Genomic DNA, 16218 nt, shown 5'->3' with positions numbered 1-16218 from the left:
GCGCGAGCTTCACCGCGCGAGGCTTCTCCAGGGACTGAGAAGCCGATGAATAGCGACATCAAGAAAAACGACAGACGGGGATCAATGAAGAACCCGTGACCCCTCGTCCTTGTCGAATTCGCCTTCAACCAGGCGACCCGCCATCTGAACACCGACGCTCAACATCGCCTTGGCGACTTCCACGTGCTGTCCTTGCAGGAACGCTTTGGCGTCCTCGGAGAAATCCAAAGTAACCAGAGAACCCTCGTCCTCGGCCCTGCGCAGCTCGATACGGCCGTCTGGTAACTCGACAATTTCTAGAAAGGACGTTGGCATAAAGGACTGTTCTCCACGAAAGGCGGGGATTATATAGGCATCGTTCGGGGTTCGCTTGAGATCTTGACCAGATGTCATTACCCAAATGTGTGCGTCAGCACTCGTTCAACCCTTCACGAAACCGGATCGCCAATGCTTTCAGGTTCTGACGCCAACTCTCCAGCTCCTCCCGACTCAGCTCTTCCGGCGCATCCTCTTCATCCAGGTTGACAGCCAGGATCAGTGGCTGGGTCACGTCCCCTTTCGGCTTGTGCGGCGCGCGCGGCGGTTGAAACAGCGCAGCATGGGCGGCCAGGAGTTTGGCCAGCCAGGTCTCCGGGTTATTGGCCAGCTCGACCAGCTCAGCCATTTCCGGAATGGCGATGGCATCCAGCACCTCGCGAGTCAGCAATAACTCTGCACGGGGCGCATTGGCCTGAGGCAAGCGATAGTAACCGGCGATTTCGTGACACAGCCCCAACAGCGCGCCGTACAGGTGAAACAGAGCGGATTCGCGTCCCGCCTGGATCAGCGCCAGCGAATTCATCGCCCGCCCCTCTTCAGTGCGGGCCAGTGCTTCCAGCGACAGGCCGGCGAAATAAATCTTCTGATTGGTGCGGGTATAAAGTTCGTGGGCCATGACGGCAGCCTCCACAACGAAATAATTGCTTCACGCAGGTTGGACAGTGTCGTGGATCAGCCGATCCAACCGCAAGCCCAAAACAAGAAAGGCCGCATGAAAACCCGAAGGTTCTCATGCGGCCTTGCGCACTGTAGGAGCTGGCTTGCCAGCGAAGGCGTCCGCAAGTTCGGCGCATGACTCAAGGGACCCTTCGCTGGCAAGCCAGCTCCTACAGGGTCGGCGGCTTTAAGCCTTGGCAGCCGGACGCTTGTCTTCGACTTTCCACTTGCCGCCGTCGTAGAACGCTTTCCAGCCAGTGGGCTTACCGTCAACCTCGGTCTGCACGTACTGTTCCTTGGTCTTGCGGCTGTAACGAATCACAGTCGGGAGACCATCCGGATCTTTCTTCGGCGCCTCACAGAGGAAGTGATACTTCGGATCGATCTCATCCTTGTGCGGGATGATTTCCATCACCAGCGGAGCACGGGTCTCGCGGTTTTTCGGGAACTGGCTGGCCGCCAGGAACAGACCGGATGCACCGTCGCGCAGAATGTAGGTGTCGTTGACCTTTTCGCACTTCAGCTCAGGCATCTTCACCGGGTCCATCTTCGGCGGTGCCGCATCGCCGCTCTTCAGCAGTTTGCGCGTGTTCTTGCAGGTCGCGTTGGTGCAACCGAAGAACTTGCCGAAACGGCCGGTCTTGAGCTGCATTTCGCTACCGCACTTGTCGCATTCCAGGCTCGGGCCTTCATAGCCCTTGATGCGATAGGTGCCCTCTTCGATTTCGTAGCCATCGCAATCCGGGTTGTTACCGCAGATGTGCAACTTGCGCTTCTCATCGAGCAGGTAGGCATCCATCGCCGTGCTGCAGATCGGGCAGCGATGCTTGCCACGCAACACCAGCGACTCCGACTCACCCTCGTCGTCCGCGGCGATTTCATCGCCCGGCACCAGGTTGACGGTGGCCTTGCAGCGCTCTTTCGGCGGCAGGCTGTAGCCCGAGCAACCGAGGAACACGCCGGTCGACGCAGTACGAATCTGCATCGGACGACCGCAGGTGGTGCACGGGATGTCGGTCATCACCGGTTGATTGGCACGCATGCCGCTTTCCGGGCTTTCGGCTACTTCGAGTTTCTTCTTGAAGTCGCCGTAGAACTCGTCGAGCACGTTTTTCCAGTCGCGTTCGCCCTGCGCCACGTCATCGAGATGCTCTTCCATGCCAGCAGTGAAGCCGTAGTCCATCAGGTTGGAGAAGCTCTCGGCCAGACGCTCGGTGACGATATCGCCCATCTTTTCCGAGTAGAAACGACGGTTGTGCAGCGCCACGTAACCACGGTCCTGGATGGTCGAAATGATCGCCGCGTAGGTCGAAGGACGACCGATGCCGCGTTTTTCCATTTCTTTTACCAGGCTGGCTTCCGAGTAACGTGCCGGTGGCTTGGTGAAGTGCTGGGTCGGATCAAGCTTGATCAGCTTCATCGCGTCGCCCTGGGCCATGTCCGGCAATACATCGTCGTCGCCCGGCTTGGCGATTTGCGGCATGACACGGGTGTAACCGTCGAACTTGAGGATGCGGCCCTTGGCGCGCAGCTCGAAGTCGCCGGCACCCACGGTGACGGTAGTCGACAGGTATTGCGCCGGCAGCATCTGGCAAGCGAGGAACTGGCGCCAGATCAGTTCGTAGAGGCGCTCAGCGTCACGCTCCATGCCCGATAGCTTGCTTGGCTCGGTATTGGCGTCGGAGGGACGAATCGCTTCGTGAGCCTCTTGTGCGCCTTCCTTGCTGCTGTAGACGTTCGGGGTCTCCGGCAGGTACTTCTTGCCGAACTCGCCTTCGATATAGGTACGCGCCATCGCCACCGCATCGACCGAAAGGTTGGTGGAGTCGGTACGCATGTAGGTGATGTAGCCGGCTTCGTACAAACGCTGGGCCATCATCATGGTTTTCTTCACACCAAAGCCCAGGCGGTTGCTTGCGGCCTGTTGCAGGGTGGAAGTGATGAACGGTGCCGACGGTTTGCTGCTGGTCGGCTTGTCTTCACGCTTGACGATGCTGTAGCTGGAAGCTTTGAGCTTCTCCAGCGCGGCCATGGCCTGGGTTTCATTGAGCGGCTTGAAGGCTTCGCCTTTCTCGCGAGCCACGTCGAAGCGCACAGTCGCGCCCTTGGCGGTGCCGAGGTCAGCGTGGACTTCCCAGTATTCTTCCGGGTTGAACGCACGGATTTCGCGCTCGCGCTCAACCACCAGTTTTACCGCAACCGACTGCACGCGACCGGCGGAAAGGCCACGGGCGATCTTGGCCCACAGCAGCGGTGAAACCATGTAACCCACGACGCGGTCGAGGAAACGACGCGCCTGCTGGGCGTTGACGCGGTCGATATCCAGCTCGCCCGGCTTTGAGAAGGCTTCCTGAATCGCCTTCTTGGTGATTTCGTTGAACACCACGCGCTTGTAGCGGCTGTCGTCACCACCGATGGCTTCGCGCAGGTGCCAGGCAATGGCTTCCCCCTCGCGGTCCAAGTCGGTTGCGAGATAGATGGTGTCAGCATCTTTGGCGAGCCGGCGCAGCTCTTCGATGACTTTTTCCTTGCCCGGGAGGATCTCGTACTTGGCTTTCCAGCCATGATCCGGATCGACACCCATGCGCGCGACCAGCTGCTTGCGCGCTTTTTCCTTCGGCGACAGTGCCGGCACTTCACCCGCAGCAGCCTTGCCGCGCTTGGCGGCTGGCTCTTTGCTGGCGCTAGCCGAACCGCTGGTGGGCAGGTCTCGGATATGGCCGATACTCGACTTCACCACGTATTCGTTGCCCAAATACTTGTTGATGGTCTTGGCCTTAGCCGGGGATTCCACAATGACCAGCGATTTGCCCATGGATCAGAAAATTCCTGAATTCGAGAAGTGAAAGGCGATTGGCGCCTGACGCGGCACCGCTATATATAGTGGCTACAAGGTGAGGTCAAGCGCAGGGTTCTGCGCGCACTCCCCTTATGGCTGCGGAAAAATGCTCGGTTCGGCCTGCACCAAAGCAAAGCGTGGCACCTGTTCGCCGTCAACCTCGACGGACTCCAGGAACATGCTCAAGGGACGCACCCAAAAGCCGTAATCGCCATACAGGGCTTGATAGAAGACCACTTCTTCTTCGCTTTCCGAATGCCGCGCAACACTGAATACGCGGTACTGCGGACCTTTGTAATGTTGGTAGAGCCCAGGTTGTATCGGCATGCTTTGGCCCTCACTCAAATGTTTTCAAAATAAAAACAAAAATAAATCCGGAAAAACAAAAACCGGGGCACTTGGCCCCGGCTTCCATCAACGAGACGCTTAAACGCGTTCGAAGACGGTGGAGATGCCTTGGCCGAGACCAATGCACATGGTGGCCACCCCGAAGGTGCCGCCATTCTGCTTCATCACATTGAGCAAAGTGCCGGAGATACGCGCACCGGAGCAACCGAACGGGTGGCCCAGGGCGATCGCGCCGCCGTGCAGGTTAACCTTCTCGTTCATCTTGTCGAGCACTTTCAGATCTTTCAGCACTGGCAGGGCCTGTGCGGCGAAAGCTTCGTTGAGCTCGAAGAAGTCGATGTCGGAGATGCCCAGACCTGCGCGCTTCAATGCTTTTTGTGTGGCCGGTACTGGACCATAGCCCATGATTGCCGGATCCACACCTGCCACTGCCATCGAACGAATCACCGCCAGAGGCTGGATACCCAGGTCCTGTGCACGCTGCGCCGACATCACGATCATGCACGAGGCACCATCGGTGATCTGCGACGAGGTACCGGCTGTCACGGTGCCGCCCTTCGGATTGAACGCCGGCTTCAGGGCCGCCAGGCTTTCCAGGGTGGTTTCCGGACGAATGGTTTCGTCGTAGTCGAAGGTTTTCAGGAAACCGTTCTCGTCGTAGCCCTGCATCGGGATGATTTCGTCTTTGAACTTGCCTTCCACGGTCGCCTTGTGGGCGAGTTGGTGGGAGCGCACGCCGAAAGCGTCCTGTTGCTCGCGGGTGATGCCGTGCATTTTGCCCAGCATTTCCGCGGTCAGGCCCATCATGCCCGAGGCTTTCGCCGCGTACAGCGACATGTGCGGGTTCGGATCGACACCGTGCATCATGCTCACATGGCCCATATGCTCGACGCCACCAACCACGAAGACGTCACCATTACCGGTCATGATCGCTTGCGCAGCTGTGTGCAGAGCGCTCATGGACGAGCCACACAGGCGGCTGACGGTCTGGCCGGCCGAGGTGTGCGGGATCTGGGTCATCAGCGACGCCATGCGCGCAATGTTCCAGCCCTGCTCCAGGGTCTGGTTCACACAGCCCCAGATCACGTCTTCGACTTCGCTCGGGTCAACCTTGACGTTGCGTTCCAGCAGTTTGCTGATCAGGTGCGCCGACATGTCTTCGGCGCGGGTGTTGCGGTGCATGCCGCCCTTGGAGCGGCCCATCGGAGTACGACCGAAGTCGACAATCACGACGTCTCTAGGATTCAAGCTCATAAGTTCACTCTCACTCTAGTTGGGGGCGCTTAACCGAAGAAGCTCTGGCCGTTCTTGGCCATTTCGCGCAGCTTCGCGGTCGGGTGGTACAGCGCGCCCAAATCAGCGTACTGGTCAGCCAGGGCAACGAACTCTGCCACACCGAGCGAGTCGATGTAGCGCAGCGCACCGCCACGGAATGGAGGGAAACCAATACCGTAGACCAGACCCATGTCGGCTTCGGCGGCGGTTTCGACGATGCCATCTTCCAGGCAACGCACGGTTTCCAGGCACAGCGGGATCATCATCCAGTTGATGATGTCTTCGTCGGTGACTTCGCGTTGCTCGTAAACGATCGGCTTGAGCACTTCCAGTACCGACGGGTCGGCCACTTTCTTCTGCTTGCCTTTCTTGTCGGTCTCGTAGGCGTAGAAGCCCTTGCCGTTCTTCTGGCCCAGGCGCTTGGCTTCGTAGAGCACGTCGACGGCCGAGCGACGGTCGTCCTTCATGCGGTCCGGGAAGCCTTCAGCCATCACGTCACGACCGTGGTGACCGGTGTCGATGCCGACCACGTCCATCAGGTAGGCCGGGCCCATCGGCCAGCCGAACTTTTCCATGATCTTGTCGATACGGACGAAGTCCACACCGGCGCTGACCAGTTTGGCGAAACCGCCGAAGTACGGGAACAGGACGCGGTTGACCAGGAAGCCCGGGCAATCGTTGACGACGATCGGGTTCTTGCCCATTTTCTTGGCGTAGGCAACGGTAGTCGCTACGGCCAGTTCGCTGGACTTCTCGCCACGGATCACTTCCACCAGCGGCATCATGTGCACCGGGTTGAAGAAGTGCATGCCGACGAAGTTTTCCGGACGCTTGAGGGCTTTGGCCAGCAAGGTGATGGAAATGGTCGAGGTGTTGGACGCCAGGATGGTGTCCTCCTTGACCTGGTCTTCAACTTCAGCCAGTACCGCTTGTTTGACCTTCGGGTTCTCGACGACCGCTTCGACCACCAGGTCCACGTGACCGAAGTCGCCGTAAGACAGGGTTGGACGGATGCCGTTGAGCACTTCGGCCATTTTCGCGGCGGTCATACGGCCTTTATCAACGCGGCCAACCAGCAGCTTGGCGGCTTCGGCCAGACCCTGCTCGATACCGTGCTCGTTGATGTCCTTCATCAGGATCGGCGTGCCTTTGGAAGCCGACTGATAGGCGATACCGCCACCCATGATGCCGGCGCCGAGTACAGCGGCCTGCTTCACTTCCTTGGCGATTTCGTCGTAGGCCTTGGCCTTTTTCTTCAGTTCCTGATCGTTCAGGAACAAGCCGATCAAGCTCTGCGCGGCAGAGGTCTTGGCCAGTTTGACGAAACCGGCCGCTTCGATTTCCAGCGCCTTGTCGCGACCGAAGTTCGCGGCTTTCTGGATAGTCTTGATCGCTTCAACCGGCGCCGGGTAGTTCGGGCCAGCCTGGCCGGCCACGAAACCTTTGGCGGTTTCGAAAGCCATCATTTGTTCGATGGCGTTCAGCTTGAGCTTTTCCAGCTTCGGCTGGCGCTTGGCCTTGTAGTCGAACTCGCCGGAGATGGCACGCTTGATCAGTTCCAGCGCGGCATCCTGCAGCTGCTCAGGAGCAACCACTGCGTCGACAGCGCCGACTTTCAGCGCGTCTTCAGGACGGTTTTCCTTGCCGGCGGCAATCCACTCGATGGCGTTGTCGGCACCGATCAGGCGCGGCAGGCGCACGGTACCGCCGAAGCCCGGGTAGATACCCAGCTTGACTTCCGGCAGGCCGATCTTGGCATTGGTGGACATGACGCGGTAGTCCGCCGCCAGGCACATTTCCAGACCRCCACCCAGCGCGATGCCGTTGATTGCGGCGACGGTCGGGACGTTGAGGTCTTCGAAATCGCTGAAAATCCTGTTGGCTTCGAGGTTGCCAGCAACAAGTTCTGCATCCGGCAGCTTGAAGTTGTCGACAAATTCGGTGATGTCGGCGCCGACGATGAACACGTCCTTGCCACTGCTGACGATCACGCCCTTGATCGAAGCATCTGCCTTGATGGTGTCTACGGCCTGACGCAGTTCGTTCAGGGTTAGACGGTTGAACTTGTTGACGGACTCACCCTTGAGATCGAACTTCAGTTCGACGATGCCACTTTCAAGAGCCTTAACCGTGATGGCTTTACCTTCGTAAATCATCAACTGATCTCCACGATATGGAAGCTGAACAGTACACGTCGGACGCAGGCGAATGGCTTGGCAGGGACGTTGATCGTCAATGCTACGCCCATTCCCCCGGCACACCCGCCAACGCGATAGTCGGGATTCTGTAGGAGCGGTCTGAAATACAAACGCTCAATTCATACGCCCGTTTGATTTGGGTACGTCACCTTCACGGAATTTCCGACAATTGTCAATCGCCTGAAAAACGGGTTGAAACGCGACTTTCCGGTCATTTCCGTACTGCGAAGACCTTAAACACGTTTGAGCATGCAAGGTCATTCATAGAATCAATTGTTAGAAAATTCGCCCTAATTCGCTGCAGCCCGTGTTTAACACGCTACGCTGGCGAAACTAGGGGAAAAAGTTGAACGCTTTGGCGAATGCCCAGCGTAAGATCAGCCCACACCGTTTTACCGGCCTGCCTGGCCAACCCCGCCCGATGATTGATGTCGGGCTTTTTATTGCCTGCAAAAAGCTTTTCGTAGGAGCTGGCTTGCCAGCGAAGACGGTAGTTCGCTCAACATTTTTGTTGAATGTGAAATAGTCTTCGCTGGCAAGCCAGCTCCTACAGGGGGAGTCGGCTTAAGCGAGGGCTTTGAGGATGGCGTCGATCTGTTGCAACACCTCGGCCTCGCCCTTCTCGCCCCAATACAAGGCGATTATTTGCTTGTCGGCCTCGACCTTGAAGACATTGCCTGGCAATTTTTCGAAATGATCGAGCAGCGCCCGATCTTCACAGATTTCCTGCCACTGATTCACCCAGACACCCGGTGATTTTTGCCAGTAACTCCAGCACGCCGGCTGACTGCCACGTCGCGGGCGATGGTACTGGGCGCAGGGGCTCGGCGGCTCCTGGCTCAGCCAGTGCGGCCATTGCTGGGGCGCCAGTTGCATGGCCAGGCCGATGCGCCGGGCCTCCATCCGCAGGGCGATACGCCCACTCTGGGCGCGCGAGGGGCGCAACCATGCCAGCGGGCTAAGTACCACCAGCAGGATTGACACCACTATCCAGACCGTCATATCTGTACTCCCGAATTTGAATGAGCCCATTGTGTCACTTTGGAACCAATGCGCTTGAAACCAGCCATACTTACCAATATTGCATCCCTCAGGAGGAGCACCTCATGCCCTACAACCATATTCTGGTCGCTGTAGATCTGACCGAAGAGTGCGACCCTGTGATCCACCGCRCTCGCGAACTGTCGGTGAGCAACGGCGCGAAGTTGTCACTGGTGCACATTGTCGAGCCGATGGCCATGGCCTTCGGCGGCGACGTGCCGATGGACCTGTCACAACTGCAACAGCAGCAGTTCGATCAGGCCAAGGAGCGACTGGAGCGCCTCAAGCACAAATACGCCGAACTCGAAGGCGCCAACTGCCACCTGACCTACGGCCAGCCACGCCAGGAAATTCACCAGATGGCCAAGGAGCAAACCTGCGACCTGATCGTGGTGGGCAGCCATGGCCGGCACGGCCTGGCACTGCTGCTGGGCTCCACCGCCAATGACGTGCTGCATGGCGCGCCTTGCGATGTGCTTGCTGTGCGCCTGCAAACCAAAAGCTGACAACACAAAACCCATGTAGGAGCTGCCGCAGGCTGCGATAGCTCCTACAAGGATTGCATTGCATATGAAAAGCCCGGCGTTCATCACTGAGCGCCGGGCTTTTTTTGTTACCGGATCAATCAGGCATCCAGCTCGGCCCAACGCTCGACCATGATGTCGAGCTCAGCCTGCAACTGCTCCAGCTGAGCAATCACCGCAGCCGTTTCGGCAGCAGGACGCTGATAGAAGCCCGCATCCGCCATCTGTGCTTCAACGGCGGCGATCTGTTGCTCCATGGCTTCGATCTGCCCCGGCAACGCTTCCAGTTCGCGCTGCAACTTGTAGCTGAGCTTTTTCTTCGCCACTGGCGCTTCGACGGCCGCCGCAACCGGCGCAGGCTCGGCCTTCACCACCGCGGAGTTCAGGTCGGCCTTGCCGGATTTGCTTTCGGTCACGCCCAGCAGGCGCGGCGAGCCGCCCTGGCGCAGCCAGTCCTGGTAGCCACCGACGTACTCGCGAACCTTGCCTTCACCTTCGAAGACCAGGGTGCTGGTGACCACGTTGTCGAGGAATGCCCGGTCGTGGCTGACCATCAGTACGGTGCCGTTGAAGGTCAGCAAGACTTCTTCGAGCAGTTCGAGGGTTTCAACGTCGAGGTCGTTGGTCGGTTCGTCGAGTACCAGCAGGTTCGCCGGCTTGCTGAACAACTTGGCCAGCAACAGACGGGCACGCTCACCACCGGACAGCGCCTTGACCGGCGTGCGCGCACGCTGCGGGCTGAACAGGAAGTCGCCGAGGTAGCTCAGCACATGGCGGCTCTGACCATCGATATCGATGAAGTCGCGACCTTCGGCCACGTTGTCGATTACGGTTTTTTCCAGATCCAGTTGATGACGCAACTGGTCGAAGTAGGCGACATCGATCCTGGTGCCTTCTTCCACTTTGCCGCTGGTCGGTTGCAGGCCGCTGAGCATCAGCTTCAGCAGCGTGGTCTTGCCGGTACCGTTGGCGCCGAGCAGACCGATAYGGTCGCCGCGCTGCAACACCATCGAGAAGTCCTTGATCAGGAACGGGCCGCCCGGGTGAGCGAAGCTGACGTTCTCGAGCACCATCACTTGCTTGCCGGACTTGTCGGCAGTGTCCAGCTGGATATTGGCCTTGCCGGTACGCTCACGACGCTCGCTGCGCTCGACACGCAGAGCCTTGAGGGCACGTACGCGGCCTTCGTTACGGGTGCGACGGGCCTTGATACCCTGACGAATCCACACTTCTTCCTGGGCCAGGCGCTTGTCGAACAACGCATTGGCGGTGGCTTCGGCAGCGAGTTCGGCTTCCTTGTGCACGAGGAAACTGGCGTAGTCGCCGTTCCAGTCGATCAGGCCGCCGCGATCCAGTTCGAGGATGCGGGTGGCCAGGTTCTGCAGGAAAGAACGGTCGTGCGTGATGAACAGCACGGCGCCCTGGAAATCCTTCAATGCTTCTTCAAGCCAGGCGATGGCACCGATGTCCAGGTGGTTGGTCGGTTCGTCGAGCAGCAGCAGGTCCGGCTCGGACACCAGGGCCTGGGCCAGCAGGACGCGACGACGCCAGCCGCCGGACAACTCGGCGAGGGTCTTGTCGGCCGGCAGTTGCAGGCGGCTCAGGGTACTGTCGACTAAAGTCTGCAAACGCCAGCCGTCACGGGCTTCGAGGTCGTGCTGGACGTGCATCAGCTTGTCCAGGTCGGCGTCGGTGACGCAGTTCTGGCTCAGGTGGTGATACTCGGCAAGCAACGCACCGACGCCGTCCAGGCCTTCGGCCACCACATCGAACACGGTCCGCTCGTCGGCCACCGGCAATTCTTGCGGCAATTCGCCGATTTTCAGACCGGGGGCACGCCACACCGAGCCGTCATCGGGCTTCTGGTCGCCCTTGACGAGCTTCATCATGCTGGACTTGCCAGTGCCGTTGCGGCCGATGATGCACACCCGCTCACCACGGGCGATCTGCCAGGACACCTTGTCCAACAACGGCATAGCGCCGAAAGCAAGGGACACATCGCTGAATTTGAGCAGGGTCATGAGCTTCTCCAAAAACCGGGCGCGCATTCTACCTGACTTGAGGCTTCAGAAGGCCGGCAATTTCGCTGTCGTAGCACTCTGCATGACAAATGTTGCGAACTGACGCGGGAAGACCCGCAAAGCTTTCACCGGCTGCTGGCAAAAGGCTAAGCTACAGACAATTCAGCGCGGGTCTGGCCCGCGCTTGTCATGATTTTTCTCTGCCCGGACGTCTCATGCGCAGTCGCCTTTTCAATCTTTTATCTGTTTTTTTACTGTCTGCCGCTGCCGTTCAATCCGTCCAGGCGGTGGACCTGTCCACCCAACGCCAGTATTACGATGAAGCCAAACGCGCCTTGGCCAAGGGCGACAGTGGCCCGTATTTCCGTTACAGCCAGGCCCTCGCCGATTATCCGCTGGAACCCTACCTGGCCTACGACGAGCTGACCGCGCGCCTGAAAACCGCGAGCAACGCCGAAATCGAGAAATTCCTCGCCGAACACGGCGACCTGCCCCAGGCCAACTGGATGAAACTGCGCTGGTTGCGCTGGCTGGCGGATCGGGGCGACTGGGCGACCTTCGTCAAGTACTACGACCCGAAAATGAACTTTACCGAACTGGACTGCCTGAACGCGCAGTACCAGCTCAGCCACGGTCTCAAGGCCGAAGGCAACGCCAACGCGGAAAAGCTCTGGCTGACCGGCAAGTCCCAACCCGACGCCTGTGACACGCTGTTCGGCATGTGGGCCGCCGAAGGCCAGTTGACCGAGCAAAAACGCTGGGAGCGCGCCAAACTCGCCGCCCAGACGCGCAACTACCCGCTGGCCAACAGCCTGGTCAACGGCATGACCGCCCTCGCCCCTCGCGGTCGCTTGCTGGTGGACGTCGCGCAGAAACCGGAACTGCTCAACCAGCCGTCACGCTTCACCCCGGCCGATGAAGCCATGTCCGATGTGGTCAGCCTCGGCCTGCGCCGCCTGGCCCGCCAGGACCCGGACAAGGCCATGGACCTGCTCGACGGTTACGCCAGTAGCATGCACTTCTCCCGGGATGAAAAAGTGGCGATCGCCCGGGAAATCGGCCTGACCCTCGCACGACGTTTCGACAGCCGTGCACTGGACGTCATGACCAAATACGACCCCGAGCTGCGCGACAACACGGTTTCCGAATGGCGCTTGCGCCTGCTCCTGCGCCTGGCGCGCTGGGACGACGCCTATCAGTTGACCCGCCGCCTGCCCCAGGACCTGGCCACCACCAACCGCTGGCGTTACTGGCAGGCCCGCAGCCTGGAACTGGCGCAACCGCAGAATCCGCAAGCGCAGACGCTCTATAAAAGCCTGGCCCGCGAACGCGACTTCTATGGTTTCCTCGCCGCCGATCGCTCCCAGTCGCCCTACTCTTTGCTCAACAAACCGCTGGTGCTCAGCCAAGCCACCATCAACAAGGTGCGTAACACGCCCGGCGTACGCCGCGCCCTGGAGCTGCACGCCCGCGGGCAGATCGTCGATGGCCGTCGCGAGTGGTATTACGTCAGCCGTCACTTCAGCCGCGACGAAATGGTCGCCCAGGCGAAACTGGCCTACGACCTGAAATGGTACTTCCCGGCGATCCGCACCATCAGTCAGGCGCAGTATTGGGATGACCTGGATATCCGCTTCCCGATGGCTCACCGCGAGACCCTGGTCCGTGAAGCGAAAAACCGCGGCCTGCATCCGAGCTGGGCGTTCGCCATTACCCGCCAGGAAAGTGCGTTCATGGACGACGCCCGCTCCGGGGTCGGCGCCTCGGGCCTGATGCAACTGATGCCGGCCACCGCCAAGGAAACCGCACGCAAGTTCAGCATTCCCTATAGCTCGCCACAGCAACTGTTCGATCCGGACAAGAACATCCAGCTCGGTGCCGCCTACCTGAGCCAGGTGCACAGCCAGTTCAACGGCAACCGCGTCCTCGCCTCCGCCGCCTACAACGCCGGCCCCGGCCGCGTACGCCAATGGCTGCGTGGTGCGGACCACCTGAGTTTCGACGTGTGGGTGGAAAGCATCCCGTTCGACGAAACCCGCCAGTACGTGCAAAACGTGTTGTCGTACTCGGTGATCTACGGTCAGAAGCTCAATGCGCCACAGCCGATAGTGGATTGGCATGAGCGGTTTTTCGACGATCAATGATTCAAATCGACCCGCAAAAGCCCGCATCGCAGATGCTAATGTTGTTCAGTTAAGGGAATAGTAGGAGCGAGCTTGCTCCGGGCGGCGTTCCGACGATGGACTCAAGAGCGCCGCGTTTAGCCAGTAAATACGCGTTATCGTTAACGACCATCGCGAGCAAGCTCGCTCCTACAGAGGTGCTCAGTGTTTCTTCGCCGACTTGAGCTGTGCGAAGACCTGTTTTCCGAGCTGGGTCAGGCGATACTTTTGTGCCGGACTACTTGGCGATTCGGGCTGGGTCATCTCTATCCATTCGATCGCTAATGCCGGCCTGAGATAGTTAGCCCGAAACGTCGCCTTGTGCACCAATCCGATGTCAGCCAACAATTCGCTGATCTTTCGTGGGCCGTTAACATTCAGCACAGAAAGCAACTTCTCTACTGGGTCGGTTACCAGGTCGGTTACTGGGTCGGTTACTGGGTCGATTTCTGGCTCACCCCGTACCGCCTCCGATAGTGCAAGGCTCATGGCTTGCAACATGAACTCTACGAAAGGCGTTGATTCGGCCAAATGATCGGCCGCCGACAATGCCGCGTAGTACGCCTCCTGCTGATCCCGAATCACCGCCTCAACCGGCAAATAAGATAATACCAGGCGTCATTCATGCCGCTTCATGTCCATCACTGAACTGCAACGCCGCCAACCGCGCATACAACGCATTGCTGGCAATCAGCTCCTGATGCGTGCCCACCGCCACCAGTTTCCCCTGGTCCATCACCGCAATTCGGTCGGCGTTTTTCACCGTGGCCAGGCGATGGGCGATTACCAGGGTGGTACGGTTTTTCATCAGGCTCGGCAGCGCCTGCTGGATCAGGTGTTCACTCTGGGCATCGAGGGCGCTGGTAGCTTCGTCGAGGAGCAGGATCGGGGCGTCCACCAGCAACGCGCGGGCGATGGCCAGACGTTGGCGCTGACCACCGGACAAGCCGAGACCACCGTCCCCCAGATGAGTCTGGTAACCGTTGGCCATGGCTTCGATAAAGTCATGGGCATAAGCGATTTTTGCCGCTTCCTGTACCTCGGCCAAAGTCGCCTTCGGACTGCCGTAGCGAATGTTTTCTTCAATGCTGCCGAAAAACAGTGCCGGGGCTTGCGACACCAGGGCGAAACAGCGACGCAGGTCCAGCGGATCGAGTTGAGTCAACGGCACGCCATCGAGCAGGATCCGTCCCTCGGCCGGGTCGTAAAAACGCAGCAGCAAGTCATACACCGTCGATTTTCCGGCCCCCGATGGCCCGACCAGCGCCAGCGTCTCACCGGCATTTACAGTCAGGCTCAAGCCGTCGACGGCATAACTTTCCGGCCGCGACGGGTAGTAAAAACGCACATTTTGCAGTTGCAGTTGGCCGTCGACCCGGTCCGGCAGTGTCACCGCGCCTGCCACCGGCGGCAGGATGATGTTTTCCGAACGCAGCAACTCGGCAATCCGCTCGGCCGCGCCGGCTGCCCGTTGCAATTCGCCAATCACTTCGCTCAAGGTGCCGAACGCGCTGCCGACGATCAGGCTATAGAACACGAACGCCGCCAGCTCGCCGGCGGAAATTCGCCCGGCGATGACGTCCATGCCACCGACCCAGAGCATCACCCCGACCGCGCCCAATACCAAGACGATCACCAGGGTAATCAGCCAGGCCCGCTGGAAGATGCGCTTGCGTGCGGTGTTGAACGCCTCCTCCACGGTCACGGCAAACCGGCGCTCGTCCTCGGCCTGATGGTTGTAGGCCTGCACGGTCTTGATCTGGCCCAGGGTTTCGGAAACATAGCTGCCGATGTCGGCAATCCGGTCCTGACTCAGGCGCGAGAGGTTACGCACCCGCCGGCCGAAGATCAGGATCGGCGCGATCACCAAAGGCAAGGCCAGCACCACGATGCTGGTGAGCTTGGGGTTGGTGATGAACAGCAAGACGATTCCGCCGATCACCATCAACAGATTGCGCAGGAACAACGACAGCGAAGAACCGATGACCGATTGCAGCAGCGTGGTATCGGCGGTCAGGCGTGACTGGATTTCGGAGCTGCGATTGTCTTCGTAAAACCCCGGGTGCAGGTAAATCAGATGATTGAACACGTTGCGCCGGATATCGGCGACGCAGCGTTCACCGATCCACGACACCAGGTAAAACCGCGCAAACGTACCGATTGCCAGCCCCATGACCAGCAACATGAACAGCGTGATGGACTGATTGAGCAGATGCGGTGACTGGGTCATGAACCCCTGGTCCACCAGCAGGCGAATGCCCTGCCCCATGGACAAGGTGATGCCGGCGGTGGCGATCAGCGCCAGCAAGGCGCCAAAGGCCTGCCAGCGATACGGCGCGATGAAACGACGGGCCAGGCGAACAGCACGGCGGTGACGGGCAGAGAGCATCGCAATCATCCAGGACAAAGCAGTCATTAGGGTCAGCCTACACCGCTCAATGGGGTGGCTCGCTGCAAATCACAATGAGTCAGGTTAATTATGTCCACCAACACTAGAGGCTAGACGCTATTGGTCTAAAGTTCGGCTAGCCACGCGAAGGCATTTCTGGTGGACTGTTTCTGTCCGCCCGGAAAGATCGCAGGGAGTTGTCATAGCCCGGTCACCTGGCGGTTCTACAGTAAGCACACAACCTGATGAGGAGACAGGCCATGTCCTTGCAACACAGCAGCGATGACAAGATTCAAGTGATCCGCACGCAACCAGACCAGTCTCTGGGTTGCTCGATTATTGACGAGCAGGGTCGCGAAGTACCGATCACTGAAAAAATGATCCAGAAAGCTTGCAGCGAACTGGAAAAGCGACTGGTCAAACCTGCCGAACAAGAGTGATATAGC

13 protein-coding genes are annotated in these 16218 nt (G+C 59.3%); 3 read left to right on the top strand and 10 right to left on the bottom strand.

All coding sequences use genetic code 11. The features are described from left to right. Positions 1 to 81 precede the first annotated feature (81 nt). The 7 genes from AC1DXW_RS08475 to AC1DXW_RS08445 form a co-directional block, all read right to left on the bottom strand. Positions 82 to 315 carry a hypothetical protein gene (locus tag AC1DXW_RS08475; protein ID WP_015095953.1) on the bottom strand — a complete coding sequence of 78 codons (234 nt, stop codon included), beginning with the start codon at positions 313 to 315 and terminating at the stop codon, positions 82 to 84. Positions 316 to 409: 94 nt separating this feature from the next. Beyond that, entirely contained in the window at positions 410 to 934 is a 525-nt protein-coding gene (locus tag AC1DXW_RS08470; RefSeq protein WP_477755312.1) for a DUF6586 family protein, read from the bottom strand. A gap of 228 nt (positions 935 to 1162) precedes the next feature. Then, positions 1163 to 3790, bottom strand: coding sequence for a type I DNA topoisomerase (topA, locus tag AC1DXW_RS08465; protein WP_477754641.1), 2628 nt, complete (start codon positions 3788 to 3790; stop codon positions 1163 to 1165). 114 nt (positions 3791 to 3904) lie between these two features. Next, a complete protein-coding gene (locus AC1DXW_RS08460; RefSeq protein ID WP_477754640.1) occupies positions 3905 to 4141 on the bottom strand; it encodes a DUF1653 domain-containing protein in 237 nt (78 codons plus the stop codon). A gap of 99 nt (positions 4142 to 4240) precedes the next feature. Continuing rightward, positions 4241 to 5416 (bottom strand): acetyl-CoA C-acyltransferase FadA, encoded by a 1176-nt coding sequence (fadA, locus tag AC1DXW_RS08455; protein WP_053160736.1) that lies wholly within the window; start codon positions 5414 to 5416, stop codon positions 4241 to 4243. A 29-nt stretch (positions 5417 to 5445) separates the two neighbouring features. Continuing rightward, a complete protein-coding gene (fadB, locus tag AC1DXW_RS08450) occupies positions 5446 to 7593 on the bottom strand; it encodes a fatty acid oxidation complex subunit alpha FadB (RefSeq protein ID WP_477759920.1) in 2148 nt (715 codons plus the stop codon). Between the two features lie 606 nt (positions 7594 to 8199). Then, positions 8200 to 8637, bottom strand: a complete 438-nt coding sequence (locus AC1DXW_RS08445; RefSeq protein ID WP_477759919.1) for a hypothetical protein — start codon at positions 8635 to 8637, stop codon at positions 8200 to 8202. A 104-nt stretch (positions 8638 to 8741) separates the two neighbouring features. On the opposite strand from AC1DXW_RS08445, the gene AC1DXW_RS08440 reads away from it, so the two are divergent. After that, on the top strand, positions 8742 to 9182 hold the full coding sequence (locus AC1DXW_RS08440; protein WP_477759918.1) for a universal stress protein: 441 nt from the start codon (positions 8742 to 8744) through the stop codon (positions 9180 to 9182). Between the two features lie 119 nt (positions 9183 to 9301). Here AC1DXW_RS08440 and AC1DXW_RS08435 read toward each other — a convergent pair whose 3' ends face one another. After that, positions 9302 to 11221 carry an ATP-binding cassette domain-containing protein gene (locus AC1DXW_RS08435; protein WP_477759917.1) on the bottom strand — a complete coding sequence of 640 codons (1920 nt, stop codon included), beginning with the start codon at positions 11219 to 11221 and terminating at the stop codon, positions 9302 to 9304. Between the two features lie 215 nt (positions 11222 to 11436). Between AC1DXW_RS08435 and AC1DXW_RS08430 the strand changes: the two genes are divergently transcribed. Continuing rightward, the gene (locus tag AC1DXW_RS08430; protein ID WP_477754635.1) at positions 11437 to 13365 is read left to right on the top strand and encodes a transglycosylase SLT domain-containing protein; all 1929 of its coding nucleotides are present in this window, start codon (positions 11437 to 11439) and stop codon (positions 13363 to 13365) included. A gap of 180 nt (positions 13366 to 13545) precedes the next feature. Here AC1DXW_RS08430 and AC1DXW_RS08425 read toward each other — a convergent pair whose 3' ends face one another. Then, complete coding sequence (locus AC1DXW_RS08425; protein ID WP_477754634.1) at positions 13546 to 13983, bottom strand: Fic family protein; 438 nt, start codon at positions 13981 to 13983, stop codon at positions 13546 to 13548. A gap of 22 nt (positions 13984 to 14005) precedes the next feature. After that, positions 14006 to 15781 (bottom strand): ABC transporter transmembrane domain-containing protein, encoded by a 1776-nt coding sequence (locus tag AC1DXW_RS08420; protein WP_477759945.1) that lies wholly within the window; start codon positions 15779 to 15781, stop codon positions 14006 to 14008. 251 nt (positions 15782 to 16032) lie between these two features. Between AC1DXW_RS08420 and AC1DXW_RS08415 the strand changes: the two genes are divergently transcribed. Continuing rightward, positions 16033 to 16212 carry a PA1571 family protein gene (locus tag AC1DXW_RS08415; RefSeq protein ID WP_126046427.1) on the top strand — a complete coding sequence of 60 codons (180 nt, stop codon included), beginning with the start codon at positions 16033 to 16035 and terminating at the stop codon, positions 16210 to 16212. Positions 16213 to 16218 lie beyond the last annotated feature (6 nt).

This window comes from Pseudomonas sp. P4_C4, assembly GCF_056402055.1.
This window is presented reverse-complemented; position numbering and strand designations above follow the sequence as displayed.

Coding starts and splice junctions, on each gene's coding strand:
- AC1DXW_RS08475 (WP_015095953.1), bottom strand. CDS start 315: ATGCCAACGTCCTTTCTAGAAATTGTCGAGTTACCAGACGGCCGTATC.
- AC1DXW_RS08470 (WP_477755312.1), bottom strand. CDS start 934: ATGGCCCACGAACTTTATACCCGCACCAATCAGAAGATTTATTTCGCC.
- topA (WP_477754641.1), bottom strand. CDS start 3,790: ATGGGCAAATCGCTGGTCATTGTGGAATCCCCGGCTAAGGCCAAGACC.
- AC1DXW_RS08460 (WP_477754640.1), bottom strand. CDS start 4,141: ATGCCGATACAACCTGGGCTCTACCAACATTACAAAGGTCCGCAGTAC.
- fadA (WP_053160736.1), bottom strand. CDS start 5,416: ATGAGCTTGAATCCTAGAGACGTCGTGATTGTCGACTTCGGTCGTACT.
- AC1DXW_RS08445 (WP_477759919.1), bottom strand. CDS start 8,637: ATGACGGTCTGGATAGTGGTGTCAATCCTGCTGGTGGTACTTAGCCCG.
- AC1DXW_RS08430 (WP_477754635.1), top strand. CDS start 11,437: ATGCGCAGTCGCCTTTTCAATCTTTTATCTGTTTTTTTACTGTCTGCC.
- AC1DXW_RS08420 (WP_477759945.1), bottom strand. CDS start 15,781: ATGATTGCGATGCTCTCTGCCCGTCACCGCCGTGCTGTTCGCCTGGCC.
- AC1DXW_RS08415 (WP_126046427.1), top strand. CDS start 16,033: ATGTCCTTGCAACACAGCAGCGATGACAAGATTCAAGTGATCCGCACG.